Source organism: Vibrio sp. MEBiC08052, from assembly GCF_001506075.1.
In the GTDB taxonomy this organism is placed as follows: domain Bacteria; phylum Pseudomonadota; class Gammaproteobacteria; order Enterobacterales; family Vibrionaceae; genus Vibrio.
This window is the reverse complement of record NZ_KQ947475.1, coordinates 3,757,241-3,784,227: the sequence shown is the minus strand read 5'-3', so window position 1 is coordinate 3,784,227 and position 26,987 is coordinate 3,757,241. Positions and strand designations below refer to the sequence as shown.

The following is a 26,987-nucleotide window of genomic DNA, read 5'->3' as shown; positions in this document are numbered from 1 at the left end:
GCTATTCATCTTGTTATACAACGATATAATGAGGCAGAACAGCATCAGAGTAGAATGAAATACATGAGTACGTCGATCACGCCTAACATCCATGATTTTCTGGTCAGAATCGACCCGTTCGATAAGTTACCGCCGGACTTGGTCACGTCGATTGCCAATACAGTCAAAGTCAAATACTTAGTGAAAGGGGAATCGATTGATTTTAGTGCGCTGTGTGAACAACGCTATCTCTACATCATCAGAACCGGTGCCATTGAACAACGCACCCAAACCGGTGAGCTGCGCGCCAGACTCGGTCAGGATGATCAATTTGGCTTTACTTTTCTCAAACCACTGGTCAATGCAGAAGACGGCTATCAGGCGCAGGCCATTGATGATTCGCTCCTATATTTGATTCCTCATCAGGAGCTGACACTGGTCTGTGAAACCTATCCGAATTTTGCTGATTACTTTGCTACGCAGGCCAACATCCGACTCACCTCGGCAGTGAACGATGTGTATAAAAAAGAAGCGAAAGGACTTTTCTTTCGCACTGTCGGAGAAATCGCCAGTGAGAATATTACGATCGTCAACTGTCACGATAGTATCCGTGATGTCGCACGCATGATGTGTGGCAACATGGCACATGACAAGCAACGTAGTTCCTGTGCAGTCGTCATGCAGGATCAGGAAATTGTCGGTCTGGTGACGGATCGGGATATGACACAATCGGTGGTTGCGACCGGGCGCGACATTGATGAGCCGATTGCAACAGTCATGACTCGACATCCGCATTTGATCGAACATGATGCCAAAGTGATTCAAGCCATCTCATTGATGATGCAATATAACATTCGGTGTTTACCCGTTTTGACAGGAAAACGAGTCACCGGACTGCTCACCACCACTCATCTGGTTCACAATCATCGTACACAATCACTGTTTTTGCTCGAAAAAATCAAATACGCAAGTTCGGTTAATGCATTGGCCAACCTGAAAGGCGAGCGGGAAACCATATTTCAGGCGCTGGTCGAAGGCGGGGTCAGTGCTGAAATTCAAGGGCAGATCATGTCGATGATGATGGATGCTTTTACGCGCCGCATCATTCAACTCAACGAAGAAGTCCTTGGCCCGCCACCCTGTGAATATGCATGGGTGGTGGCCGGCTCTCATGCACGAAATGAAGTTCATCTGCTCTCCGACCAAGATAGTGCGTTGGTGCTCTCGGATCATGCCAGTGACGAGCATAAACTCTATTTTACCCATCTGGCGATGCGAGTCTGCAATGCACTGGCAGCCTGTGGCTATCCAGTGTGTGATGGTCGTTACATGGCCGCATCCCCGAAATGGTGTCAACCGGTCTCCCGTTGGAAGGAATATTATCAAAAATGGGTGTCCAGCCCTGAATATAACCGGCTACTGAGCATCAGTGTGTTTCTTGAAGTCCGCGCCATTTATGGGAAACGAGAGCTGGTCGATCAGATTCAGCACCATTTGCATGATTGTATTCAACAAAGTTCCGGATTTATCCCGGCATTGGTACGCGATGCCGTTGAAACGCAGCCCCCCCTCGGAATTTTCAATCATCTGGTTCTCGAAAAAAGCGGGCAAAACAGCCATACCCTGAATATTAAAAAGTATGCGTTGAATCTGATTATTGATCTGGCAAGAATTTTTAGTCTTGCAGCCGGAGGCTCTCTGACCGGTACGGAAGAGCGCTTTCGCTACGCTGCAAAACACGGGGGGCTGTCTCAGGACAGCTGTGAAAACATTATTGGCGCCTACCGTTTTATCACTCAGGTTCGCTTTCGCCATCAACTGAATGCGATTCTGGCCGGAGCCACACCAAATAATCATATTATTCCCGATCATTTCAGCAGCTTTGAACGCAAACACTTGAAAGATGCGTTTAAGATCATCAGCGAATTACAGGATGTTGCCAAGCTGAAATTCGTCAAAGGAAGATAGACTTTATAAAGGAAGGCTCATGATACTGACTGACTGGCTGCAACACTGGAAACATCCATCCGATGAGGAAACGCTGCGGCAACGGATTCAAATCGATCCGCATTGGTCAGCTGCGTTGCAGGCATATCTGTCACATCCCTTTCCCCACTCGGATACACCACTCAACACTCTGCGATTTCTGGCGCTTGATTTCGAAACGACAGGCCTAACGCCAGCACATGATCAGGTACTCTCGATTGGGATGGTGGATTTAACCTTAGAAGCCATTGATATCGCCAGCCATGAAGAGCTATTGATCAATCATGGCGAGTTTATTAAACCGGAGACAGCGCAAATCAACGAACTGACACCGCACGCTTTGGAGCAAGGTATCTCTCTGGTCGATGGGATGAATCGGCTGCTGGAGCGGGCACAGGGGAAAATATTACTGGCACATCATTGTCAGATAGAGAAGAGTTTTATCGCAACCTTTCTCCGACATCATTACCAGCTTCAATCGTTTCCCGCCTATTTTGTCGATACCCTCAAGATTGAAAAACGTTTCAGTTACGCGGGGAAAAGTAAACACCACGGCAGTTATCAGTTGAATGATCTACGGCGTTACTACCACCTGCCCGATTACTGTGCTCATTCGGCAGCCAGTGACGCACTCGCCTGTGGTGAACTGTTTCTGGTTCAAGCCAAAAAGCTCGGCTTACAAAAAAAACCTATCCGGCAGTTGCTGACCGGATAGGGGTATTAATGTAAATGGTCTTTGGTTACTGTTTTGCCCGGATGAATAGTTCACCGACCTGCAAATGGACCACTTCCACTAAAGTGCCTTTGGTTAATGGCTCTTGGGTGATCAGACGCCACGCAATGCCAGAAAAACGATATGATGTCGGTTTTTCCGGCGTAGTATCTTGCGGCAGCACAAAACTGTGACCAATCAGATCGCTGTGTACGCTTGTATGTTCAGGCTTTTTCTGAGCACGTTTAAAAATCGGCCACAAAACTCCACCCGAGAGCAGTGTGTAGATGGTCGTCGCCACTAGTGCCCATTGCCATGTGGTAGGAATCCATTCGAGATACATGGACAGTGAAGCCAGTAATAATCCCATTCCCATCAATAACAACACAAACGTACTCGCGCCCAGCACTAACACTTCAACCGCCAACAAGATCAATCCAAGTACCGCCAGTACCTGCACCAAATGCGCTATGATAAAGTCCATTAGCGGCTCTTATTCAACTGACTGATGATCGAGGTCGCCTGTGCCACGATAGAGCTGGCGTCTGTCGCATTGTCTGGCAAAATCACCATGGACGATTCTTTGGCAATGGCCTGCTTCGCAGCAATTGCTTTGGTCGCAAGTTCAAGCTGAATCGCTTTCTGACCACTTTCGGTATTGGCCGATTCACCGATCGTTTGCAGGGCTTCTGCTTGTGCATTTGCCACCGCAATAATGGCTTTGGCTTCCCCTTCTGCACGGAGTATTTTCTCTGCTTTATCAGCTTCTGCTGACAAGACAATGGACTGTTTCTCACCTTCAGCACGGTTAATCGCGGCCTGACGATCCCCTTCTGATTCTAAAATCTGAGCCCGCTTGACTCGCTCAGCTTTCATTTGTGCTTCCATCGCTTCCATCACTGACTGGGGCGGAATAATATCTTTGATTTCATAACGCAGCACCTGAATCCCCCAGGGACCGGCCGCTTCATTGATTGCAGAGACAATATTGGTATTCAGCGCATCGCGCTCTTCAAAGGTTTTATCCAATTCCATTTTACCCAGCTCAGAACGCATTGTTGTCTGAGATAGCTGAGTCACCGCAAAAATATAGTCGTCAACTCCATAGGTGGCTTTATATGGATCAAGCACCCGAAAATACAGCACACCATCCACATGCAGGGAAATATTATCTTTGGTAATGGCACTCTGTTGGGGGACATCCACAGCCTGCTCTTTTAATGAGCGATCAGCAGCGATCCGATCAATAAAAGGCACCAAAAAATGTAATCCGGCTTCTTTGGTTGACAGATATTTGCCAAACCGTTCGATCAGATAAGCCTGATTCTGAGGTACAAAAATAATCGAGGACTTGAGTAAAAAGAATACAAAAAGAAGCAGTGCTACAGGCACTGTAAATACATTATCAAACAGCAGATTCACGATATCCATGGGCAAACTTTGTTCCTCAGTAAGCATATAAGCAAATCAAAGTGTACTGCCCTCTCATCACCAAAGAAAGCATTTCCTCACATTCATATTGCTCATATCAATTTCACGTGAACATACAGGGAAAAACCGTGATTTGCTGCGCAAAGCAAAGATGATGATCACAAATTCTACGGGGCACTTTTGATCTTTCTATTGGCGACGAACTATACCTATAGCAAAACAACCATGCATATCACGCTTGCCTCCTCCTGCGGTGGTATGCAAATGACAATTCTTATAACAATGGCTTATATGAAAGGACACCCATACCTAGACTGACTTTGATATGGGTGAAAGTCAGTGTTACCGAGGGTGGGCTAAGCAAGTTGAACGATACTTTGACAGAAACATCGTGCTCTCATCAATTGGTAAGACGTACAACGGTCATCTCCGGAGGCAGTTATGGATAAACCGAATCCGATTCTAACAGGCCATTCTTGTGCACCGGATGCCGCGACAGCCGTTTTAGAACTTCGAACACAAATTTGTCAGCCACAGATGGCGTTGGTCATTTTCTTCTGTTCCAGCAACTATGATTTACCGCAACTGACAACGGCAATTAATCAGCACTTTCCTGATGTGTTGGTTGTGGGGTGTACCACTGCCGGTGAAATCGGTCCTGCGGGTTATCTGAACCACAGTCTTACGGGGATCAGTTTTTCTGCGACATGCTGTACGGCTGTCGTTGGTCATCTCGATCAACTCCAATCCTTTGATATTTCTTATGGCCGCTCATTTGCACAAGATCTCCTGCGTCAGTTGGAAAGTTCCGCCTCTTATATCGAGACGAACCGAAATTTTGGATTCTTGCTGATCGATGGACTTTCCGTGCGAGAAGAACCGGTTACTCATGCTTTACAAGACGGCCTCGGCAGTGTTCGGATGTTTGGCGGTTCTGCCGGCGACGAATTGAAGTTTGAACAAACGTGGGTCTTTGCCGACGGGCAATTTCATACCGATAGTGCAGCTCTGGTCTTGATCAACACCGCCCTTGCGTTTCACCTGTTTAAGACACAACACTTCGTCTCCGGTCATGAGCGAATGGTGGTAACCGAAGTAGACGCTAAAAATAGAATTATCAAAGAAATCAATGGATTGCCAGCAGCTGCAGAATATGCCCGCCTCGTCAACGTTGACCCGGAACAGCTAACCTCTACCCATTTTGCCGCTTGGCCGGTCGTAGTCATGATTGATGGAACTGATTTTGTTCGCTCGATCCAACATGCCAACCCGGATGGTAGCCTGACCTTCTATTGTGCAATCGATGAAGGTGTCGTGCTAAGAGTGGCACACGGTGAAAATATGCTCGATAAGTTAACCGCAATGTTGAAAAAGCTAGAAAAACACTTAGGGCATATTCAGGGCATGTTAGTGTGTGACTGTATATTACGAAATCTGGAAGCCACCCGGAACGGCAGCAAAGCCTCTGTCAGTGAATTGCTCCGCCAATACAACGCAGTAGGATTCAGTACCTATGGCGAACAATTTGGTGGTGTCCATATCAATCAAACGCTGACAGGTATTGTATTCGGCAACGAGATGGAGTTCGGCAACGAGGAAGACGCCAATGACTGAACCAGAAAAAGACGAAGCATTTCTGCGTCAGGAGATTCGCCGCCTCAATAAAGTCGTTACCTCACTGATGGACCGGGCAGAGCGTGAGGCAAACAAACTGTCCGGCAACTACGGCCTATTTCAGGATGCGGTGATGCTGGAAAATCAAGTCCGCCGTCGCACGGCTGAACTCGAATCAGCATTGCATGAAAATGAGCGCATCAACCGCGACTTGACTCAGGAACGTGAAGAGCAGCGTAAATTGATCAAAAAGCTGGAGGATGCCCACAATCAACTATTGCAATCAGAGAAGCTGGCATCAATTGGTCAATTGGCCGCAGGCGTTGCCCATGAAGTGAACAATCCGATCGGTTTTGTCAATTCTAACCTTGATATGCTCAAAGGTTATGTCGAACAATTGTTGGCGTTGCATGATCAATATGCTCAATACGAAGCAGAGTTATCGCCAGGGACTCAAGCCCAGCTCGATGACTATAAACGCAACATTGACATCGATTATCTGCGGACTGACATTGTTACATTGGTGAACGAATCCATCGATGGTGTGGCACGTGTTCGGAGAATTGTGCAAGACTTGCGCGATTTTTCACGTCCCGGTAATTGTGAATGGCAAACCACCGATATTCACACCTGCATCGACAGTACGCTCAATGTAGTCTGGAATGAAATCAAATTCAAAGCAGAGGTGATACGCAAATACGGCACACTTCCTCCGATTGAATGTCTGCCCTCTCAACTCAATCAGGTGTTCCTCAATCTACTGGTAAACGCAGTTCAGGCCATTACCGAATGGGGTACCATTATCATCCAAACCACCGTGGAGCGGGATCAGGCTGTCATCACGATTTGTGATAACGGTGTCGGTATCGATGAAAAAATTATTCCCCATATTTTTGATCCATTTTTCACAACCAAACCGATCGGTAAAGGCACAGGGCTGGGGCTCTCGGTCACTTATGGCATTATCGAAAAACACGGAGGACGTATTGAGGTCGATTCCACTCTGGGAAAAGGCAGTACATTCACTATCCATCTGCCAATAAAACGCGCTTGAATAACCATTTTTTCACACCGACCAGATCAGCTGCGGCTGATTCAATGATGCGCAGACAAGACCAACTCAAACCGCATCTTTTGCACAAGTACAAGATAAATCATGTAAATTGTATCGCTATTGAGATAATCAACAATAACATTCCCGATATCAAGTTAATGCCGTTTTAAACCATGGCATCATATCTAAAAATGCTAGTATGACACGTCATCCCATTAAAATAATTCCAGATGATGTGACGTTTCCACCCCAATTCTCATTCAAAAGATAAAATAGAATAAGCAAACATGATGGTGCGTTTTGTATTGATTATTTTTTTGCTGGCCATTTATTGTCAAAATGCTTTGGCAGCGACAGGTCATCACAATAGCATTCCGACATTACTGACAGATATAGTGTATTTTCACGAGGATACCACGACCCCCTTATCGCTTGCACAAGCCGAACAACGCTTTCGAACCGGAGAAATACGACATCCGCCTCAAGACTTTATGTCGTTCGGCATCCACAAACGCGCCACGTGGATTAAGTTAGATGTGCAAAATAGCACGCAGGTTGAACAATATCAGCGTCTCAATGCAGCGCAGGCATGGGTGGATTATCTGGCAATTTATTTAGTCAATGACCGGGGTTTAATCCAAGCATGGTATTCAGGTGATTATCAGGTTGCAGACTCACATCTGTTACCCGGTGTTGGGTTTGTGTTTGATATGGCTCTTCCTCCCGGGAAAAGCCAGATTTTCATCCGCGGTCAGTCGCACGACCCATTGACACTCCCCATTGCTTTACTTGATGCCTATCAATCCAGATCCTTCGATGCACAAATCCATGTCACGTCCGGTATTTTGTATGGCGTATTGTTGGCTTTGGTCGGTATGAACCTTGTCTTGTACTTTTCTATAAAACAGTTAGATGCACTGTTCTACTCGCTCTATATCAGCTGTTTTATCATCGTCAATATTTCTTACAATGGCTATGGCTTCGCTTGGTTGTATCCCAATTCACTGATTATTGAAAATAATCTCACCCTAATCATGATGATTTTTCATGGTGTCTCAGGATTAGTCTTTGTGTCTAACTTTCTTCGTATCCATCACACCCCTAAATTGAATCTGGCACTACTGATCTATAGTGGCTTGGGTATCTTGGCAATGGTGGTACTGATCAGCTTAAACATGCACCTTTGGGCAACCAAATTTGCGTTTAAATTTCTCTCGCTGACCACAATGCTCATGATCTTACTTGGTGCTTTAAACCTGAATGAAACTAAAGACACTCGGTATTTTCTGATTGCGGTTATATGCAGCATGTTGGGTCTGCTCATTACTGCGCTTTCAGTATGGGGATTCATTCCTTATAACTATTACAGCTATAACGGAGCCGTATTTGGTGTGGTTTTTGAGGCCATTATTCTGGCCGTTATCGTGGCTTATCGATTGAAAGATGTTGAACAACAAAGAATCACAGCAGAATACCTATCGTCATATGATCCATTAACGAACCTATTCAACAGACGCTCATTCATGACAGTAGGTCATCAGTGCATTCAGCAGTCGAACCGTGCAAAAAAACCGCTCAGTTTCGTCATGATGGATATCGATCACTTTAAGCAGATTAATGATACATACGGGCATCACATTGGTGATCTTGCACTGATACACATTGCGGGACTGCTCAAACGCCATACGCGAGAGCATGATATTATTGCGCGCTGGGGCGGTGAAGAAATGGTGATATTACTCCCCTATACAAATACAGAACAGGCGCTCGCCTATACAGAACATTTACGAGTCACAATTGCAGAAACACCATTCCGTCACGAGGAGCAAGACATTCATATTACGGCCAGTTTTGGCATTGCGACCCGGATGAATGCTGAAACATTCGAAACACTTTACCGGCTCGCGGATAAACGACTGTACCAAGCCAAACAACTGGGAAGAAACCGCGTCGAGCCGCAAGATGAGAATCTCCCCATAACCTCGCAGGATATGTATTGGCGATAGTCGCCTCCGACTTACATTAACGCATCGAGATCGGCTTCTGCCAGCATCAAACCGGCCCGCAGACCGGTCTTCACCCCGGCATTGGGGAAAATCAGCCATTCGTTGGCGCGCTCGACCCGGTACATCACGTCCCCGTCTTGTGCAATCAACGTTCCCTGTGCAAAACTGGTAAAGTTTTTGGCATCATCACTCACATCAATAAAATGAAAATCATCCGATAGTTTTTTCAGTTCGCGCGCAACCTGATACACCTTAATCGGTGCCAACATATCGGCAGAAAATGCTTCACCACAAATAAAACATGCCAATGCCTTATCAGCTGCGGCAAACTGGCTCAAATCATTTTCACCGAAGGGGCGGGCTTTGCCTAACTCAAGCGTACAACTCTGCACTTGCAATGCTGCATGGGTGTAATAACTGAACGTACCACCGGGGAGCGGGTTAATTACCAACGCTTCCAGCCCCATGCCGATCAAACCATGAAGAAAATCATCAGAAGCCAGTGTCTTTTGCGGTAATACGCCGAAGCGGAGATGAAATGATTCGCGAATCGCAGTGTGCAGATCAAAATGAAATCGTTCTGTACCGGTATCGGCAAAAAACGTTTCGACAATGTTTTCCAGCTCAATCGCGCGCTGAGTCTCCGAGCACACTGGGTAATTGCGATGATAACCGTGAAATAATCGGTTCAAATCCACCGTTTGATAACGCACTCCGGCCCGAATCGCATCGGGATTGCCGAGCACCACCAATAAGCGAACCGCTAAGGGCATTTCCCCGTTTAACAAGCGGTTGACATGGCGTGACAAAATCTCAATCGGTGCGGTCTCATTGCCATGCACACCAGCCGACATCAAAACATGTTTGACTTCAGTTACTGCAACTTTCGGTTCCAGCAGCAACACACCATCCGCCAACCATTGCCACGTTAAATGATCATTCTCACCGGATGTCACTGCCGGTGGTTCTCCCTGTAACATTGGCCCTTGTAACATCGTATGAAGAAAATCCTTCATCTTTTTCTCCTTTCCTACCGATTAACGCTGGAACGGATAGATGGATCCTAAATGCAGAATCCGGGTCAACTCATCCAGCGCGGTCTGGTTTTCGAGCAACAACTGAGGATCAGCCAGATCATGTTCCGACAGGCGATCGCGATAATGTGTCTCGACCCAGTTCGTAAGCGTCCGGTAAACGTCATCATTCATGAGAACATGCGGATTGGTAGCCTGAATTTCAGCGTCATTCAACACAACACGTAAACGCAAACAAGCCGGACCGCCGCCATTACGCATACTTTCCCGTAAATTGAAGATCTGCACTTCATCAATCGGACCGCCACGTTGTATCAGTTCGGAAAGATAGCGCCACACCCTTTCATGTTCCCGGGCTTCCTGCGGGACGACAATCAGCATTTTACCATCGGGTTTGGTTAAAAGCTGGCTATTAAATAGATAAGTGTTAACTGCGTCAGCAACTGATACCTGTGCGCTCGGGACTTCAATCGGGGTAAATTCACACTCAACAGCAGCAAGCTTGGCCCGAATCTCAGCAAATGCCGCTGACGGATTGAGAAATGCTTCCTGATGATGGAACAGTACCGGACCGTTACTGACGGCAATCACATCGTTATGAAACACTCCTTGGTCAATCACTTCGGGACTCTGCTGGACAAAAACCGTCTTGCCCGGATCCAACTGATGGAGACGGGCAATGGCTTGGCTGGCCTCGCGGGTCTGACGTGCGGGATAGCGCTTCGGTTCGACCCGTCCGCCATAAACCTGACGGCCATAGACGAACACTTCCACACCTGCAGCCCCATAATGCCGACATAAACGATTATGGTTGGCCGCCCCTTCGTCTCCCATCACAGCTTGCTGTGGCAGTGCCGCATGATGGACAAAATGATCGGGGTCGGAAAAGATACTGCGCAGCGCATTGCCGGTGGTCTCTTCTTCAATGGCCCGGTGAAATTTATTATTCAAATTTGCCACCGTGAAATGTACCCGTCGGTCTTGTGTATCTGCCGACGGAGAAACCGTAGCCGCATTGGCAACCCACATCGAAGAAGCGGAGCTTACAGCGGTCAGAATTTCCGGGGCTTGCTGCGCGGCTTGAGTCAGCACCTGAGCATCGGTTCCGGAAAATCCCAACCGACGTAACGTCCGAATACAGGGGCGTTCCTGTGGAGGCAGTATCCCCTGTTTGAATCCGCTATCCGCCAGCGCCTTCATTTTTTTCAGCCCTTGCAGTGCAGCCAGCTTCGGATTGGCTGCCTGACTTTTGTTGCTGGTCGAAGCGACATTCCCGAATGACAGTCCGGCATAGTTGTGCGTCAACCCGACTAAACCGTCAAAATTGACTTCAGCGGCAGACATGGGTGATTGCTTGTCTTGTGTCATTTTCATCCTCCTTCAACAACGGATTACGCTGACGTATCCGCCGGGGCGGAAAAATCCAGCCCCGGAGAAACCGATTCCGGCATGGTGAGCTGTTCGGCTTCGACCGAAGCCATTGGCCATGCACAGAAATCGGCACTGTAAAATGCACTCGGACGATGGTTACCCGAGGCACCGATGCCACCGAACGGTGCAGTTGGCGCAGCCCCTGTCAACGGGCGATTCCAGTTGACAATACCGGCGCGAATGGTCGCGGCAAATTGCTCATAATCGGCACGCTGGGTCGAAATAATGCCGGCAGATAACCCAAAGCGGGTCTGATTGGCGATATCAATGGCCTCTGCGAGTGTCTGATAACGCCTCACACTGAGCAGTGGCCCGAAATATTCTTCATCCGGCAATTCGCGAACTTCTGACACATCGAGTATCCCGGGCGTGACTAACGCGGTATTCGGGTCGGGCCGGGTCATGGCAAGTAACGGTTTCGCCCCCAAATCACACAGATACTGTTGCGTCTCCAGCAAGGCATCTGCGGCTTGGTTCGACACCACCGCCCCCATAAACGGTTCCGGCTGGGCATCCCAGCGATCAACACGAATCTGACGCGTAACCGCCACCAGCCGCTCAATCAAGCGGTCACCATCGGCTCCCTGTCTGACTAACAGCCGTCGAGCACAAGTGCAACGCTGCCCCGACGAGATAAACGCAGACTGAATCACCAAATTAATCGCAGCATCCATATGATCGTAAGACTCGATCACCATCGGATTGTTGCCCCCCATTTCAAGGGCCAGAATTTTCTCCGGCTGACCGCCCATCTGACGATGCAGATGATAACCGGTATTGGCGCTGCCGGTGAACAGCAGCCCATCGATTTGCGGATGTGAAGAGAGTGTAATCCCCGTTTCTTTACCCCCTTGAACGAGGTTAATCACCCCGGCGGGTAAACCGGCACTGTGCCAGATCTCCAGTGTCAGTTGCGCAGTCCATGGGGTCAATTCACTTGGTTTAAACACCACACAGTTCCCGGCAATCAGTGCAGGAACAATATGCCCGTTCGGTAAGTGACCGGGGAAATTATATGGCCCGAACACCGCCAGTACACCATGCGGACGGTGGCGCAGCACAGCCTTTCCACCGGCAATCTCGGTGACTTTCTCCCCGGTTCGCTCTTGGTAAGCCTGTATCGACACCTGAATTTTGTTCATCATCCCCTGTACTTCGGTCAGCGCTTCCCAACGCACTTTTCCCGTTTCTTGAGCAATCACTTCGGCCAGTTCCTCTTTGCGCGCACTTAATCGCTGGACGAACTGTTTCAGTAATGCGAGACGCTCTGCCAACGGTGTCCGAGACCAGACAGGAAATGCCTGACGAGCGGCCGCAACGGCCTGCTCAACATCGTCCGGTGCCGCTGCATTGGCTGACCAGATCACCGAGTTCGTGGCCGGATTACATTTTTCAAACCCATCACCGTGTCCGACGGTCCAGACACCATTGATATAAAGACTTGGCTGACTCATGAGAAATTCTCCTGTGCAAAAAGTGGGGCCAGACGCACCGTGTCACCCTCGGTTACGCATAGTGCTTGTACCTGCATACAGGTCAGTAGGACGTGAGATTCAGTGACTTCTGGTGTGCCGGTAATGGCCCGATAGTCGGTAAAGCTTTCGTTACCGATCAAACAGTGAATCGGCCCGGATACCTCTGTCTTCGTGACTTTCACTATCCGGGTCTGAGATTTACGTACCACACGTAAATCATCAATGTAGGCTTCCAGTGTCGGGCCGGCGTCGAAAATATCAACATACCCTTCGTAGCGCATCCCTTCACTTTCCAGAATTTTCCGTGCCGGAATGGTACTGGGGTGAACCTGCGCTATCACCGCTCTGGCTTCATCACTGAGGAAATCAACATATAGCGGATGTTTGGGCATCAGTTCCGCAATGAACGATTTTTGTCCGATCCCGGTGAGATAATCCGCATGAGCAAAGTCAATCGCAAAGAAATGGCGACCGAGGCTTTCCCAGAACGGAGAATGGCCGTGTTGATCGGAAACACCGCGCATTTCGGCAATCAATTTCGCGGCAAAACGGTCCCGAAATGTCGCAATAAACAATAGCCGGCTTTTCGACAACAGATGACCGTTTTTACCGTGGCGGTATTCCGGGTCGAGAAACAAAGTACATAGCTCGCTATAACCGGTATGGTCATTGCTGAGAAACAGGGTCGGCATCTGGGTGTAAACATCCAAAGCTTTAGACGCATGCACCAATGTACCGACCCGATAGTTATACCAAGGCTCATTAAGCCCGATAGCCGCTTCGATACCACTAATGCCCACCACTTTACCGCTGCTGCTGTCTTCCAGCACGAACAGATACCCTTGCTCCGAAAGCGGGGCTTGTTGCTCCCAAGTCCGTCGCATCCGCTCAATCCGATCATTTAACTGACTCTCGTTATTTTGCAACGAGGTAAAACCGACACCAGTTTGAATCGCCAGTTCTGTTATTGCACTGCGGTCGCTCCTTGCAACCGGACGGATTACCATCATTTTTCATTATCCCTGAATGGTTTAGGTTCACTAATCGTTCAGAACCACAGATAGATTATGTTCACTATAGACAAGTTTAAGTATTGTCACTGACGGGAAAACACCAGATCTGTCTTCCGGTCTCAATTTTATCGTGAGGATTGATTGCCAACGTCTGTAACGTTTGAGGCATCAGCAGCAGCGTCGAACCTTCCAGCCATCCTTCTCCCATCACCGCACGGAAGTCCGTCTCATGGCTGACGCCAATCAAATATTTTTGATGCTGAGGAAGACTCTCGACAACTTTTACGCGGCACAATTTGTGATGTTGCCAGATATCGAGCGTATTACGGTTTGCGGTCAGAATCGGGCCGGCATCAAAAATTTCAACGTATTTATCCGGCTCAAAACCCTGATCACTCAACAGCCCACACTGTAATTCGGCATCCGGATGAACCTGTCCCATCACCGCTTGCGCCTCTTCATGAATCAAAGGTACATACAGCGGATGATGCGGCATCAGTTCGGCAATAAAGGTTTTATCCCGGGTGCCGTTGTAATATTCCACTTGGTTGTAATCAATCCGGAAAAACTTTCTGCCGACATGTTCCCAAAACGGAGCGCGGCCATTTTTATCGGCCACCCCCGGAATCACTGCCAGCCAGTCGGTGGTAAAACGCTCCGGATGGATCGACATAAACAGCAACCGACCTAAGGTAATCAACGCAGGATAGAGGCTATTTTTCAGCGCCGGAATCACATAAAAAGAACACAGCTGAGAGTGATCACTCAGATCATGGGTCATGGTCAGGGCATGAATACGGCTATGGACCTTCAGCTCCCGGGAAGAATGAATCAAAATATCGTTACGCAGCGCATAGAAAGGTTCCTGATATCCGGCCAGAGCGTTGATGGCCCCGGTGCCGAGAATTTGTCCGGTCAGGGTTTCTTCCAGCACGAAGAAATAACTCTCCTCCCCCGGAGAAAATACCGCTTGCCGAAACGAATCCATCGATCGTTCCACTTTCTTAATCAGATGAGAACGCTGTGCAGGTAAGGTATAAACCATCGGCCCGCTTTCATGGGCCAGACGTTCGATTTGTTGGATATCACTCAATTGAGCGGGACGGAAAATAATCATCAACACGGAATCCTTGTGTAACATTATTTCAGGGCAGACTAGTCTAAGAATCTTAGATTAAGGGACATGACAGGAAAAAGATTATGGAAATCTGACCTGATTTTACAATTTTACACCATCACACCGTGCTACATCGTCGCGTTCAACCCCGGAAATGTGTAGCACAGCGATTCGTTTATGGAAGTTCATCCTTTTTCAGAATAATTGACCGCTACGACACATTCACTTGTCATATATGCATTAAACTGCTTACTTGATTCCTTGTTACAGAGGTTCAATTGTGTCTATTTAACGTACAGCGAGGCTTTTATGAAAAATACATCTAATTTATTGTTTATATTTAGCATATTATTCTGCGGACAAAGTTTTGCGGATAATTCAGTGCATACTGGAGAAGGAACATTTTATGGTTATGGCGGTGGCGGCAACTGTAGTTTTCCATTGCCGGATGACACGATCTATACCGCAGCAATGAACGCAACGGACTATGCGGGTTCAGCGGCTTGTGGTGCAGTGATTGAAGTAACAAATATGAATACCAACCAAACCGTCACCGTTCGTATCGATGACCAATGTCCGGAATGTAAGAAGGGAGATGTCGATCTGGATCAAGATGCTTTTGCTGAAATTTCACCGCTTGAGGCAGGTCGCATTCCGATTTCCTGGAAGTATGTTGCGAACGAACAGGCCGGAAATATGAAGCTGTATTTTAAGGAAGGTTCCAGCCAGTGGTGGACGGCCATTCAGGTTCGTGATCACAAATATCCGATCGCTGCTATGTCATACCGTGTTTCCGGTTCAGGCAATGACTACACTCAGCTTGAGCGTAAACCCTACAACTATTTCGTCAAAAATAATGGATTTGGTGTTGGCCCTTATGACTTCCTAATTACTGACTTTTGGGGACAAACCGTTGAAGTAAAATCGGTTTCACTTATTCTGAATACTGAGATAGACACGGCAATGCAATTACCCACACATACAAGTGTTCACAGCTCATCGGTCCGTTGATTCAGTTTCATCGCAGTGATATCACAGCATCACGAACACACACAAAAATGCACCCGAAGGTGCATTTTTTTCATCATCACTCATGCAGAGATGAATGACGGCAAATCATATCCGGGTTATGCGCTCTCAGGCATGGTTGCCATATCAATCACAAAACGATAACGGACGTCGGAACGCTCCATCCGCTCGTACGCTTCATTGATTTCATCCATGCGAATCATTTCACACTCAGGTAATACATTATGTTCACCACAGAAATCTAGCATTTCTTGTGTTTCCGAGATTCCCCCGATCAGAGAACCTGCGATTCGACGACGACCAAAAATCATCGGCAATGTTGATGGTTCTTCCAGCGGACCTACCTGACCGACGATGACCAGCGTGCCATTGACATCCATCAACGGAATATAACCGGTGACATCATGCTTGACCGGAATCGTATCAATGATCAGATCAAAACTAGACTGCGCTTGCGCCATGGCCGCTTCATCTGAAGAGATTAAATAATGCTGCGCGCCCAATGCTTTCGCATCTTCAATCTTTGCATCGGTACGACCGACAACTGTCACTACAGCACCCATTGCGACTGCAAGTTTCACGGCCATATGACCAAGACCGCCCAATCCCAGCACAGCAACTCTTGTTCCGGGTTTCACATCCCAAGCTTTGAGTGGCGAGTAAGTGGTGATACCGGCACACAACAGTGGCGCCACACGGGAAAGATCCAACGATTGCGGAATGGACAATACGAATTCTTCACGGACGACAACGTGACGTGAATAACCGCCTTGTGTCGGTTCGTGCGTGTGACGATCCTGGCCACAATAGGTTGCGGTCATCCCTTCACGGCAGAACTGCTCTTCTCCGGCTTCACACTGATCACAGTGCTGACAGGAATCGACCATACAGCCGACACCGACAGTGTCGCCAACCTTATAACGCGATACATCTGACCCGACGGCAGTCACCCGTCCGATGATTTCGTGTCCCGGGACAAGTGGGTAAGTTGAGCCGCCCCAATCATTACGAACCGAATGCAGATCCGAATGGCAAACACCGCAGTAGAGAATCTCGATTGCAACGTCATTCTCTCTCAGCTCCCGGCGTTCAAATGCATACGGTTCCAAAGTTGCACCCTGATTGTATGCTGCGTAGCCAACTGTTTTCATGTTCATCTCCCGTTTCGTGATGAATACTTGCTAATGACACATACTGATAAAGGTCGATCAGCGCAATAAAAATATAATTTATAAGGACGTAAAAGCATAATACATTATCATTGAATTTCAATCATAAAATATATTAACCCTATTAAAATGAGGCAATCGATAAATATGGATTACCTCATGTCATCTTATATATTCATTAACACAACATATGCAATAGAATATATTCATCTGCAAACAAGATATATTATTATCTTGAATATATTATATGTCCCTCCCTTTTTTTACATATTATATTGATATATATATCATCAGATTACTACTCTATACAGATTCCCGACCTGAGTTTCTGATCAGCGATTAATAGGCTAATCAAATAAATACCGATATCAGCTCGACTATTCCCGGCTTGATCTTGCGCAACTGCATCAAGGACGAACTCAACTGATTCAACAAAAAAATCCTGATCTTCTAATAGCATATGCTTCATTAACTCCATAAGTTATGCCGCCTTCATGACAAGCGGATCTGACAAAAATAAGCACTACAGAAGCAAACAGGTCACCAACATCCAATCAATCACGTCTTTTGCGACGGACTACACGACCATTTGGCTGTTCTCCCGTACAGGTAGTGATATTATTTTTCCACTTGTCCGGAGGGGAGATATAACCAGTTTGAATCTGATGTCAGAATCTTAAATCTCTCCTTAAAACAGATAAAGCTTACACGGGCAATCTCATACTAAAACCATACTAAAATAGGGCTTCAGGATGTCAAATGACAATATTAAGACGTTTTCTTACCTTAAAGGAACGGCATTTACTAACAATTTAAAACACCAGACTCAGAGCAAAGATTATATAGAATTATCCAATTTACTGAATATTCCAAAATCAACTTTTAGTACTTGGAATGCGCATAATCGAACTTCTCATGAACTGATTGTCCGGTTACATCTTTCCTTGGGGATTCCCGTCAAACAGCTCGCTTTACCGAGAGATTATCCACTCAAAGATTTACATCCTTCACTGTGGGAAAGTCATGAATTCATGCCTCAAATACAGGATCAGGCTAACTTTTACCAATCTCAGTCAGAAACTCGCCAGATTTATCAGCACGCTACTGTTATTCTTCAACGATTCAATCTCAGACATGGGGCGTTAATCAGCACCGGAGAATCACCCTATGCCACACAAAGAATGCATGAACTTCAACTAAAAGCCGCCTCAACGATCGAGGTCGAGACCACTGATACTATCTATCTGATTGATCAAAAGATTCAGGATATTGTTTCCGGTCGTTATCTGATGGATATAGACGGCAGAATAGTGCTTCATATCGTGCAACGATTACCGGAACAGCAGATACGCATTGTGTTTCCGGACGGGGCGGTGATCATCGATACCAATAAAGTCCGTATTCTCGGGCGGGTCGTCCTCACGATACAACGATCTTGAATGGACATTGATTGATCAAGATGACTGACTCCGTCATGATGTTGAATGGCTATAGGTATTAAACTCTAACGATAGTGAATAGGTGAAGATAATGTCCCAACCCATTAAAACGGCCGTGATAGGCTACGGTTATTCAGCCAAAACGTTTCATATCCCGTTTCTTGAATCTTTACCCCAGTTTCAGTTTTGCGCCATTAGCAGTCGTCAGCAAGATGTGATTGCAGCACAATATCCGGCTGTCACCTGCTATGAAAGTGCAGACCAGTTGATTGAACAGTCAGATGCAGAGCTGGTGATTATTACCGCCCCCAATGATGTCCATTTCTCTTTGGCAAAAATGGCGCTGGAACACGGTAAACATGTAGTTGTCGAAAAACCTTTCGTCACTCAAGCCTCTGACGGAGAAACCTTGATTCGTATCGCACAAGAAAAGCAGCTCACACTCAGTGTTTACCACAACCGCCGCTGGGATCACGATTTTCTGACCGTGAAAAAACTGCTCGCAGACGGCAAACTGGGAGAGGTCAAATGGTTTGAGTCCCATTTTGACCGCTACCGGCCAGAAGCCAGAGATCGCTGGCGCGAGTCTGCGGATGTCGAAGGCTCCGGTATTCTCTATGATCTCGCCCCTCACCTTATCGATCAGGCTCTGGAACTTTTCGGTATGCCAGAGGCGATCACCGCGCAATGCCGCTCAATGCGGCAAGTGGGTGGGGCGACAGATTTCTTCAACGTGTTATTAGACTATTCGGATTTTCTGGTGCAACTCCATGCCAACCCATATAGTCCCGGCGACAATCTGCGCTATAAGATTCTGGGAACCAAAGCAAAATATATCAAAATAGGGCTTGATCCTCAGGAGGAACGGCTCAAAACAGGTGGCAAGATTACAGCACGACGGCAAGAAGTAATCGTCATCGCCGAAGGGAGCCTCTACACTGAAGAATATGTTGAATTGATACCGACGGAACAAGGCGGCTATGAGAACTATTTTGTTCAGTTAGCCGCTTCAATTCGTCACGGAACACCGCCACCAGTGACCGCGAAAGAGGCCTTAAACACCATTCGCCTGATAGAACTCGCGATAAAAAGCAGTGAAAGCGGGCAAACCATCAAGGTAAGTGGGTAAGAGCGGCAACGCATTAATTTGTGGCATATGCTACAAATTAGGTTTATGATTTGCGAATAGTTTATGTTGCCGAACCATAGACACGATCAGCAACCACCCGATAATACAGGCATTGGTCCTTCATCGGGTTCGGTTGTTGCTTCGACACCTTTTTATCAACTACACTTTTATCAAGAAGCGTTGTTCGTACCAAATTCATTTCTGAACAAACGCCAAAGGAGGTATCCGTGACTTACCTACTGACATTTGTTGTATTTATCATCTTAATACTCGGTATGGCGATCGGTGTGCTATTTCATCGTCGCTCCATTCAGGGGAGCTGTGGCGGTTTGTCTTCTATCGGGGTGGAACGCGCATGTGACTGCAAAGATGTTTGTGAGAATCAAGAAAAGACACTCTATCAAATACAAGAACCAAATGATAAGCGTTAATATTTTTACCTGTCAGGCTGAGCTTTTGGGAGCTGTCGGAGAATTTATCTGTAGTCGAGTGAGGGCTTGCCTGCCTTATCTGCTTTATCTGCTTTACAACAAGATCTGATTACAACAAGGCTCTGGCGTGAAGCATGAGTTTCGCTGCTAAATCAGAACGGCTTTTCACAACGAAACTCATGTGTGATCAGAGAGTATTATCTCACCTTGCGATGATATTCTGATCTCAATTCATCAATTGCTTTTAGCTTATCTTTTGCACTTTGTAAGTTGCCCTGATTAAGTTCAGATTTAACCTGATCAATTGCAACAGCAAGTTTTTGAAAACCTTCCTTCATTGTTTTGCCTCTGTCACCCTGATATTCCTCTTGTTTGAGGTGACTTACTATTTCATCAAGTCGCCCCATTGCCCCTTTCATTTCTTCTACACTAGAGGAGTGAGCTGCATCTACAAAGGCTTTTTTAATCTGTCTCATGGATGACTGAACGTCATCATGAGCCCAAGCTGGAGAAAAACACATCACCAATAATAATATTGTTATTTTTTTTAACATTGCATTACTTCCTTACGTATGTTTCTGATTTACTGATATTTCTTTGCTATCTTAAGATAAACTCACTTTTTAACAAAGCATATCTGACGACGGTTTGAGGTATACTCACGAATGCTTTTTATTCCATCACTTTTTATTGTATTGCATAGAAATCAGTAATCGCCTCACGCCCGCGCAATGCCAGAAACTGCAAAAACTGGCGGGCACTGTGTGTAATGACCTGCTCTGTGGGGATCTCAAGTTTTGTAATCAGTTCTCGGACGAGGCTCAACTCACCGACCGCGTGACAAAAATGAGCATCACTTCCGGTGGTAATCGGTGCACCGTACAGCTTAGCAAGACGCCCTATCTCGTAGCATCGTTCAACACTACCGACGCGGCTATGGCCCAGCAAGGTACTGTTATTAATCTCAATCGCAACATGGTGCTCTGCTGCACACTGAATTACGGTATCAAAGTCAAAATCATATCTGGGGTTGCCCAAATGCCCCAAAGCGTCCACTTCACCACGTTCGATTACACTCAGCAACGCTTGGGTATGTGTCTTTTTATTAGCAGGTGCAAACACCGGCTCATGAAAACTGCCGATCACCCAGTCAAGTTGTTCCAGCACTGGCGGCTGTAGATCAATTTCGCCTTGGGTATTTAAGATATTGGCTTCCACGCCACGCATAATTGCGATCTCATTTAAAAATCTTGGAATCACTCTCTGATTGGCAAAAAACCAAGGATGAGGGGCTCCCGGCATCCGTTCAGCATGATCGGTAGTACATAAAATTTTTAGTCCATTCGCTTTCGCAACACTGACATTTTCAAGCAATGTACTATAAGCATGACCACTTGCATAAGTATGCGTATGTGTATCAACAACAATATCCATAAAGCCTCCCTTTTCTCTCCCACACAAAACTATATCAATGCACTTTGTGACTGGCTATCCCCAATTTCACCGGTTTTTTTGCAACCTGACCACATTCGACAATACTTATACCCTAGGGGCTCGATTTACGGACAAATTTATGAAATTACGTCGCTATTCTCTTAGTCTTCATATTGGCAGTTTATTCCTGATTTTAACTTCAATCGTTGGTGGCGTTTTAATCCTGATCAGCTACAACCATGCCCAAGCATTACTCAGCGAAACCGCAAAACAGCTCAGCTATGAAAACAGCCGTAAAATCGAAACCGAATATAAACAGAGTATTGGCCCGATCCTCACCACACTGGATTTCCTTGCGTTCAGCACGTTTGTCGAAAAGGAGCACTCACCCATTGACGATAAGCGCTGGCTGGCATCGATGGCACTGGTGTTCCAAAAAAATCCCAATTTGGTTGCTATCTACTTTGCCGACGACAATGGTGATTTCACCATCATGCGGCCACTCTTGGATGAGCAGGATATAAGACGCTTCGCTGCCCCTAAAAATGCTGCATTGTATGCACAACAAACACAAGCCGACGGGCAGAATGATATCTTCTTTCTTGATGAACAATTTCAGCAAATTAGCCATCGCCAGACCTTTGATAATCAGTTTGACCCCCGTGAACGTCCTTGGTTTCTGTCCGCTCAGCGCGACGGAAAAATTCGACTGACGGAGCCCTATTTCTTCTATTTTCTGAAAACCCACGGGGTAACGCTGTCACGAAGATCACCCGACGGCCACAAAGTTGTCGGTGCCGACTTCACACTGGATTCTTTGTCCAAACAAATCGATGCCATCGGTTTCACTGAAAATACAAAGCTCATTCTGTTTGATCAAAAGTATAATGTCTTAGCCCAACATGATGCCGGGGTATCGGTAACCAACCCCCCGGCAGAGAATCGCAACAAGCTGGAAAAGTCATTATTTACGCCTATTCTCCATCGGATGAGTAGTCAAGTCATCTATGAAACAGTCAATGACGGAGACAAAGATTGGTCTTTAACGTTGACACCAGTGATATTGAATCCTTATGTCACTTTAATGTTAGCAGAAGCAACCCCCCATGATGCCCTATTATCCAATTTATTATCGATGCGGAATCAACAGCTAAAGGTGGTCATTATTCTACTTGTCATCTGCTTTTTGACTGTTGCGATGATTGCATCGAGGCTGGCAAGACCGTTAAAAAATCTTGTTCAGCTTTCCGACAATATTACTCGGTTTGAATTTAAGAAAACTCGTTATCCCAAATCGATCATTAAAGAAGTCGCTAACTTATCTCAGTCGTTGCAGTTAATGGAACACACCCTGCATGATTTACTCAAGTTACTCCGCAATACGGCCAGTAATCATGATTTCAATACGCTGGCAAAGACACTCACCCAACAAAGCTATCAGATCACCCGGGCAGAAACGATTATTCTGTACATATTCTCCAGTGAAACAGAGTCATTCACCACACTAACAAATCATGCCATCATCCCATTCAAAATAGACATCAATGACTTACTGAATGAAACGCCTTGGCTCAAATCACAACTACAAAAAGGTGAAATAGTTCACCTCAGTAAACAAGATAACGTCATCAAAAAATACCGCGATCAGTTATTCAATACGGATATTTATCTGTTCCCTCTACTGAACCGGCGTCATCAGCTGATCGGTATTCTCAATCTCGGCTATGAACGCCCGCTGACTCAGGAACAATCCGATAAACATGCCTTCCTACGCGAGCTGATGAGCTTTGCTCAAATCGCCAAAGATAATATTGACACACTGCAACAACAAAAAGAGGTGTTCTACGCATTTATCGAGATGATCGCTTCCGCAGTTGATACCAAGTCACCCCAGACACGCGGACATTCCCAACGCGTTCCGGCATTGGTGCAGTGGTTGGCGGAAGCAACCGTCACCGATACACATTATTATCCTTATTTCAAAATGGATGCTTCACAGTGGGAAGAGTTAAATGTTGCGTCTTGGCTGCATGACTGCGGAAAAATCACCACACCGGAATATATCTTCAATAAAGCCACCAAGCTTGAAACCATTTATAACCGGATTCATGAAGTCCGGATGCGTTTTGAACTACTCAAACTTCAGGCTGAAGCGGATTACTGGAAGGGACTGGCGGAAGGGAAAGACCAAACAATCTTGCTCGCTGATCTTGAAGCGACCCACCGGACCCTGGATGAAGAGTTTGTCTTCGTTGCCGAATGTAATGTCAGCGATGAACCGATGACCAATGAAAAAATCGAGAAATTACATCGAATTGCCCAACGTAACTGGAAGCGTACATTGAATGATCAGTTAGGCGTCTCCTCGATTGAGCAACAACGCGCCGGCAAATCGAGGTCTCTGCCCGTCATGGAAAAATTACTCGATGATAAGCCAAGCCACTGTGTGACATGGGAGTCAGGTAACTATCCGCAAGAGACGCCGCAAGAAACATGGCAGGATCGCTTCTCACTCAAACCGGGAGAGCTGCTATACAATCGGGGAGAACTGCATAATTTATCCGTTCGTCATGGCACGTTAACTGAAGAAGAACAATTTATCCTCAATTCGCATACCGTGCAGACTCTGATGCTACTGGAACGGTTGCCCTATCCGGAACATTTGAAAAATATTCCGAAAATTGCAGCGTGTCACCATGAACGCATGGACGGCCATGGATTCCCCAGAGGATTAAAAGGCGAAGAACTGTCGCTTCAAGCCAGAATGATCGCTGTGGCTGACGTCTTTGAATCACTCACTTTCCGTGAGCGACCGGATCAAAAAGTCAACATGCTGCCAGAAGTCATTGAACGGATGACTGACATGGCCGTCAACGGCCACTTGGATCCCCGTCTCTATTTACTGTTTTTGGAAAACAAGCTGTATCAGCGTTATGCCGATACTTTTATGGAAGAAGAAACGATGACGCAGATTGACCCGAACATCTACATCAAACGCGTTAAACAATACCTGAAGACAATGACTCATCAGATATGATCACCAAATCGGAAAGCGAAATCAGCCGGGCACCCTTACATGAAATAAGTTGATCAAATCGACACTTTTGGTTGATGTAAATCAATTTGTCAGAGAGAATAGGGCCCGGTTTTTTGCTCTTTTATGACGGGTGTCATGGATATTGATAGCACCTATTATTGTTATAGAAAGAGCCAATTTTCTATTTTGGTATTGTGCTGTTACCGTTGGCACACGCTAAATACCTCGTTTTTAAGGGAAAGATGATGGTAATACCTGAAAACAGCAGCATTGTAATTTTTGGTGCTTCCGGCGATCTCACTTACCGCAAACTTATTCCTGCCTTATATCATCTATATGCAAACAATCAACTGCCCAAATCATTTGCAATTTTAGGTGTAAGTCGAACGGAATATAGTGATGATTCCTACCGGGAAAGATTGAAGACAACCCTGCAAGAACTGGAAAAAACAGTTCCTGAAACGCTGGAAGCTTTTTGTCAGCACCTCCATTATCAAGCGATTGATACCGCAAATGTCGATGACTATCAAAAATTGTCTGAACGGCTGGATACGCTGGCCGAGCAATATCACTTTGAACAACGCAACACCTTATTCTATCTGGCAACACCGCCTAGCCTGTATGGCGTGATCCCCGGCTGCCTTGCCGCGCATGGGCTAAACGATGAGAACCAAGGCTGGAAACGTCTGATTATTGAAAAGCCATTTGGCTATGATCTCAAATCAGCGCAAGAACTGGATATCGAAATCCACCGTCACTTCAAAGAGCATCAAATTTACCGCATTGACCATTATTTAGGTAAAGAAACCGTGCAAAACCTACTGGTTTTCCGGTTTGCAAACGGTATGTTTGAACCACTTTGGAACCGCAACTTCATCGATTATGTCGAAATCACCGGTGCTGAGTTTCTGGGTGTAGAAGAACGTGGCGGGTATTACGACAACTCCGGTGCAGTGCGAGATATGTTCCAGAATCACTTGCTGCAAGTACTGGCAATGGTCACGATGGAGCCACCGGCCGCGATTAATGCCGACTCAATCCGCAATGAAGTCAACAAAGTCCTGCAAAGTCTACAACCGCTCAGTGAACAAGACATCCACCAGAATCTGGTGCTCGGGCAATACACTGAGTCTGAAGTTCGGGGTAAATTCCTGCCGGGCTATCGGGATGAGCATGGGGTCGCTGAAGATTCACGCACCGAAACCTATGTCGCGCTGAAAATGTTTATCAACAACTGGCGTTGGAATGGGGTGCCGTTCTATGTCCGCAGTGGTAAAAGACTACCGACCCGCGTGACCGAAGTCGTGATTCATTTCAAACGCACCCCGCACCCGGTATTTGCGCAGAATGCGCCGGAAAATAAACTTGTGATCCGAATCCAGCCAGACGAAGGCATTTTGATGTGTTTCGGTCTGAAAGAGCCGGGAGCCGGTTTCCGCGCCAAAGAAGCATCAATGGACTTTCATTATACCTCTCTGGAAGAAACCAAAATGCTCACTGCTTATGAGCGTTTATTGCTCGATGCCTTAAACGGCGACGCGACACTATTTGCCCGCACAGATGCGGTTGAGGCTTGTTGGAAATTTGTTCAGCCTATTCTGGACTACAAACAAGACCCGACCTCTTTATATGGATACGCCTGTGGGACATGGGGCCCTAAAGAATCGAACGAACTGCTGCAACGAGATGGCAGAGAGTGGCGATTCCCCTGTAAAAATTTAACCAATACGGATTATTGCGAATTATGATCAACCACAAAATTTTTCAAACTGCCGACGAAGTCGTACATTCACTTGCTGACGACTTAAAAGCGTATAGTGAACAGGGACACCCTGTTCACGTCTCGTTATCCGGTGGTAGCACGCCCAAAATGTTGTTCAAGCTGCTGGCCTCTGCCCCCTATGCGACGTCAATCCAATGGCACAACCTTCATTTTTGGTGGGGTGATGAGCGCTGTGTCGCCCCAGACGATGCGGAAAGCAACTACGGTGAAGCAAACGCACTGTTGTTTAGTCAGATTCAGATTCCGGCAGAGAATATCCACCGGATTTTAGGGGAAAACGATCCGGCACCGGAAGTTGAACGCTTCGCCCAAGAAATGTTGGATCAAGTCCCGACTCAGGATGGAACGCCAGTCTTTGACTGGATTCTGTTGGGTGTCGGTGCTGATGGCCATACGGCTTCACTCTTCCCCGGAGCAACCAATTATCAAGATTCTGCACTGGCACTCGTGGCTTCTCACCCTGAGTCAGGCCAGTTACGTGTTTCCAAAAGTGCCAGAGTCCTTCAGGCCGCCAAACGAATTAGCTATTTGGTTCTGGGCGCCGGGAAAGCAGACATTATTCATGAAATTCACACCACCGCTGCAGAAGCATTACCTTATCCTGCGGCTAAAGTTCAGTCGTCTCAAGGAGAGACTGAGTGGTATTTAGATAAAGATGCAGCAGCAAAGATTGCGTGAGGAGAT

Annotated in this window: 22 protein-coding genes; 12 read left to right on the top strand and 10 right to left on the bottom strand. The window is 46.6% G+C overall.

Going from position 1 to position 26,987, the window contains the following annotated elements; all coding sequences use genetic code 11:
* Window positions 1–63: 63 nt before the first annotated feature.
* Together VRK_RS16275 and VRK_RS16270 are read left to right on the top strand one after the other, a co-directional pair.
* Entirely contained in the window at window positions 64–1,947 is a 1,884-nt protein-coding gene (locus VRK_RS16275) for a DUF294 nucleotidyltransferase-like domain-containing protein (protein WP_059122341.1), read from the top strand.
* 19 nt (window positions 1,948–1,966) lie between these two features.
* Window positions 1,967–2,680 carry an exonuclease domain-containing protein gene (locus VRK_RS16270; protein WP_059122340.1) on the top strand — a complete coding sequence of 238 codons (714 nt, stop codon included), beginning with the start codon at window positions 1,967–1,969 and terminating at the stop codon, window positions 2,678–2,680.
* 25 nt (window positions 2,681–2,705) lie between these two features.
* Here the strand turns inward: VRK_RS16270 and VRK_RS16265 are convergent, their stop codons facing one another.
* Both VRK_RS16265 and VRK_RS16260 read right to left on the bottom strand, forming a co-directional pair.
* Window positions 2,706–3,161, bottom strand: coding sequence for an NfeD family protein (locus tag VRK_RS16265; RefSeq protein ID WP_059122339.1), 456 nt, complete (start codon window positions 3,159–3,161; stop codon window positions 2,706–2,708).
* Window positions 3,161–4,108, bottom strand: a complete 948-nt coding sequence (locus VRK_RS16260) for an SPFH domain-containing protein (protein WP_059122338.1) — start codon at window positions 4,106–4,108, stop codon at window positions 3,161–3,163. Before VRK_RS16260 ends, VRK_RS16265 begins: the two co-directional genes overlap by 1 nt.
* Before the next feature lie 441 nt (window positions 4,109–4,549).
* On the opposite strand from VRK_RS16260, the gene VRK_RS16255 reads away from it, so the two are divergent.
* The 3 genes from VRK_RS16255 to VRK_RS16245 all read left to right on the top strand — a co-directional run bounded on the left by VRK_RS16255 (window position 4,550) and on the right by VRK_RS16245 (window position 8,782).
* The gene (locus VRK_RS16255) at window positions 4,550–5,722 is read left to right on the top strand and encodes an FIST N-terminal domain-containing protein (protein ID WP_059122337.1); all 1,173 of its coding nucleotides are present in this window, start codon (window positions 4,550–4,552) and stop codon (window positions 5,720–5,722) included.
* Window positions 5,715–6,776 carry an ATP-binding protein gene (locus VRK_RS16250; RefSeq protein WP_059122336.1) on the top strand — a complete coding sequence of 354 codons (1,062 nt, stop codon included), beginning with the start codon at window positions 5,715–5,717 and terminating at the stop codon, window positions 6,774–6,776. The genes VRK_RS16255 and VRK_RS16250 overlap by 8 nt, the downstream gene beginning before the upstream one ends.
* Before the next feature lie 287 nt (window positions 6,777–7,063).
* Complete coding sequence (locus tag VRK_RS16245) at window positions 7,064–8,782, top strand: sensor domain-containing diguanylate cyclase (protein ID WP_059122335.1); 1,719 nt, start codon at window positions 7,064–7,066, stop codon at window positions 8,780–8,782.
* 11 nt (window positions 8,783–8,793) lie between these two features.
* Here VRK_RS16245 and astE read toward each other — a convergent pair whose 3' ends face one another.
* The 5 genes from astE to VRK_RS16220 all read right to left on the bottom strand — a co-directional run bounded on the left by astE (window position 8,794) and on the right by VRK_RS16220 (window position 14,852).
* Window positions 8,794–9,798: a succinylglutamate desuccinylase gene (gene astE / locus VRK_RS16240; RefSeq protein ID WP_082671419.1), complete on the bottom strand. Its 1,005-nt coding sequence runs from the start codon at window positions 9,796–9,798 to the stop codon at window positions 8,794–8,796.
* 21 nt (window positions 9,799–9,819) lie between these two features.
* On the bottom strand, window positions 9,820–11,160 hold the full coding sequence (gene astB / locus VRK_RS16235; protein ID WP_059122811.1) for an N-succinylarginine dihydrolase: 1,341 nt from the start codon (window positions 11,158–11,160) through the stop codon (window positions 9,820–9,822).
* A 47-nt stretch (window positions 11,161–11,207) separates the two neighbouring features.
* Window positions 11,208–12,701 (bottom strand): succinylglutamate-semialdehyde dehydrogenase, encoded by a 1,494-nt coding sequence (gene astD / locus VRK_RS16230; RefSeq protein WP_059122334.1) that lies wholly within the window; start codon window positions 12,699–12,701, stop codon window positions 11,208–11,210.
* A complete protein-coding gene (gene astA / locus VRK_RS16225) occupies window positions 12,698–13,732 on the bottom strand; it encodes an arginine N-succinyltransferase (protein WP_059122333.1) in 1,035 nt (344 codons plus the stop codon). The genes astD and astA overlap by 4 nt, the downstream gene beginning before the upstream one ends.
* Before the next feature lie 76 nt (window positions 13,733–13,808).
* Entirely contained in the window at window positions 13,809–14,852 is a 1,044-nt protein-coding gene (locus tag VRK_RS16220; RefSeq protein WP_059122332.1) for an arginine N-succinyltransferase, read from the bottom strand.
* A gap of 381 nt (window positions 14,853–15,233) precedes the next feature.
* Between VRK_RS16220 and VRK_RS16215 the strand changes: the two genes are divergently transcribed.
* Window positions 15,234–15,863 (top strand): expansin EXLX1 family cellulose-binding protein, encoded by a 630-nt coding sequence (locus VRK_RS16215; RefSeq protein ID WP_059122331.1) that lies wholly within the window; start codon window positions 15,234–15,236, stop codon window positions 15,861–15,863.
* Window positions 15,864–15,979: 116 nt separating this feature from the next.
* Here VRK_RS16215 and VRK_RS16210 read toward each other — a convergent pair whose 3' ends face one another.
* Window positions 15,980–17,032, bottom strand: coding sequence for an NAD(P)-dependent alcohol dehydrogenase (locus VRK_RS16210; RefSeq protein ID WP_059122330.1), 1,053 nt, complete (start codon window positions 17,030–17,032; stop codon window positions 15,980–15,982).
* Window positions 17,033–17,802: 770 nt separating this feature from the next.
* Here VRK_RS16210 and VRK_RS16205 point away from each other — a divergent pair.
* From VRK_RS16205 to nqrM, 3 genes are all read left to right on the top strand, one after another.
* Entirely contained in the window at window positions 17,803–18,489 is a 687-nt protein-coding gene (locus VRK_RS16205) for a helix-turn-helix domain-containing protein (RefSeq protein WP_059122329.1), read from the top strand.
* A 91-nt stretch (window positions 18,490–18,580) separates the two neighbouring features.
* Window positions 18,581–19,618, top strand: coding sequence for an oxidoreductase (locus VRK_RS16200; protein ID WP_059122328.1), 1,038 nt, complete (start codon window positions 18,581–18,583; stop codon window positions 19,616–19,618).
* A 227-nt stretch (window positions 19,619–19,845) separates the two neighbouring features.
* On the top strand, window positions 19,846–20,049 hold the full coding sequence (gene nqrM, locus VRK_RS16195) for a (Na+)-NQR maturation NqrM (protein WP_059122327.1): 204 nt from the start codon (window positions 19,846–19,848) through the stop codon (window positions 20,047–20,049).
* A 197-nt stretch (window positions 20,050–20,246) separates the two neighbouring features.
* On the opposite strand, the gene VRK_RS16190 is transcribed toward nqrM, so the two are convergent.
* Both VRK_RS16190 and VRK_RS16185 read right to left on the bottom strand, forming a co-directional pair.
* The gene (locus VRK_RS16190) at window positions 20,247–20,603 is read right to left on the bottom strand and encodes a cytochrome b562 (RefSeq protein WP_059122326.1); all 357 of its coding nucleotides are present in this window, start codon (window positions 20,601–20,603) and stop codon (window positions 20,247–20,249) included.
* A gap of 133 nt (window positions 20,604–20,736) precedes the next feature.
* Complete coding sequence (locus tag VRK_RS16185; protein ID WP_059122325.1) at window positions 20,737–21,483, bottom strand: phosphatase; 747 nt, start codon at window positions 21,481–21,483, stop codon at window positions 20,737–20,739.
* A gap of 139 nt (window positions 21,484–21,622) precedes the next feature.
* Between VRK_RS16185 and VRK_RS16180 the strand changes: the two genes are divergently transcribed.
* The 3 genes from VRK_RS16180 to pgl all read left to right on the top strand — a co-directional run bounded on the left by VRK_RS16180 (window position 21,623) and on the right by pgl (window position 26,981).
* Window positions 21,623–24,520, top strand: coding sequence for an HD domain-containing phosphohydrolase (locus VRK_RS16180; RefSeq protein WP_059122324.1), 2,898 nt, complete (start codon window positions 21,623–21,625; stop codon window positions 24,518–24,520).
* 245 nt (window positions 24,521–24,765) lie between these two features.
* On the top strand, window positions 24,766–26,268 hold the full coding sequence (gene zwf / locus VRK_RS16175) for a glucose-6-phosphate dehydrogenase (protein ID WP_059122323.1): 1,503 nt from the start codon (window positions 24,766–24,768) through the stop codon (window positions 26,266–26,268).
* Window positions 26,265–26,981, top strand: coding sequence for a 6-phosphogluconolactonase (gene pgl, locus VRK_RS16170; RefSeq protein WP_059122322.1), 717 nt, complete (start codon window positions 26,265–26,267; stop codon window positions 26,979–26,981). The genes zwf and pgl overlap by 4 nt, the downstream gene beginning before the upstream one ends.
* The last annotated feature ends 6 nt before the right edge of the window (window positions 26,982–26,987 follow it).

Bases quoted from the DNA above. Each gene is read 5' to 3' on its own strand.
- VRK_RS16275 (WP_059122341.1), top strand. From the start codon at position 64: ATGAGTACGTCGATCACGCCTAACATCCATGATTTTCTGGTCAGAATC.
- VRK_RS16270 (WP_059122340.1), top strand. From the start codon at position 1,967: ATGATACTGACTGACTGGCTGCAACACTGGAAACATCCATCCGATGAG.
- VRK_RS16265 (WP_059122339.1), bottom strand. From the start codon at position 3,161: ATGGACTTTATCATAGCGCATTTGGTGCAGGTACTGGCGGTACTTGGA.
- VRK_RS16260 (WP_059122338.1), bottom strand. From the start codon at position 4,108: ATGGATATCGTGAATCTGCTGTTTGATAATGTATTTACAGTGCCTGTA.
- VRK_RS16255 (WP_059122337.1), top strand. From the start codon at position 4,550: ATGGATAAACCGAATCCGATTCTAACAGGCCATTCTTGTGCACCGGAT.
- VRK_RS16250 (WP_059122336.1), top strand. From the start codon at position 5,715: ATGACTGAACCAGAAAAAGACGAAGCATTTCTGCGTCAGGAGATTCGC.
- VRK_RS16245 (WP_059122335.1), top strand. From the start codon at position 7,064: ATGATGGTGCGTTTTGTATTGATTATTTTTTTGCTGGCCATTTATTGT.
- astE (WP_082671419.1), bottom strand. From the start codon at position 9,798: ATGAAGGATTTTCTTCATACGATGTTACAAGGGCCAATGTTACAGGGA.
- astB (WP_059122811.1), bottom strand. From the start codon at position 11,160: ATGTCTGCCGCTGAAGTCAATTTTGACGGTTTAGTCGGGTTGACGCAC.
- astD (WP_059122334.1), bottom strand. From the start codon at position 12,701: ATGAGTCAGCCAAGTCTTTATATCAATGGTGTCTGGACCGTCGGACAC.
- astA (WP_059122333.1), bottom strand. From the start codon at position 13,732: ATGATGGTAATCCGTCCGGTTGCAAGGAGCGACCGCAGTGCAATAACA.
- VRK_RS16220 (WP_059122332.1), bottom strand. From the start codon at position 14,852: ATGATTATTTTCCGTCCCGCTCAATTGAGTGATATCCAACAAATCGAA.
- VRK_RS16210 (WP_059122330.1), bottom strand. From the start codon at position 17,032: ATGAAAACAGTTGGCTACGCAGCATACAATCAGGGTGCAACTTTGGAA.
- VRK_RS16205 (WP_059122329.1), top strand. From the start codon at position 17,803: ATGTCAAATGACAATATTAAGACGTTTTCTTACCTTAAAGGAACGGCA.
- VRK_RS16200 (WP_059122328.1), top strand. From the start codon at position 18,581: ATGTCCCAACCCATTAAAACGGCCGTGATAGGCTACGGTTATTCAGCC.
- VRK_RS16190 (WP_059122326.1), bottom strand. From the start codon at position 20,603: ATGTTAAAAAAAATAACAATATTATTATTGGTGATGTGTTTTTCTCCA.
- VRK_RS16185 (WP_059122325.1), bottom strand. From the start codon at position 21,483: ATGGATATTGTTGTTGATACACATACGCATACTTATGCAAGTGGTCAT.
- VRK_RS16180 (WP_059122324.1), top strand. From the start codon at position 21,623: ATGAAATTACGTCGCTATTCTCTTAGTCTTCATATTGGCAGTTTATTC.
- zwf (WP_059122323.1), top strand. From the start codon at position 24,766: ATGGTAATACCTGAAAACAGCAGCATTGTAATTTTTGGTGCTTCCGGC.
- pgl (WP_059122322.1), top strand. From the start codon at position 26,265: ATGATCAACCACAAAATTTTTCAAACTGCCGACGAAGTCGTACATTCA.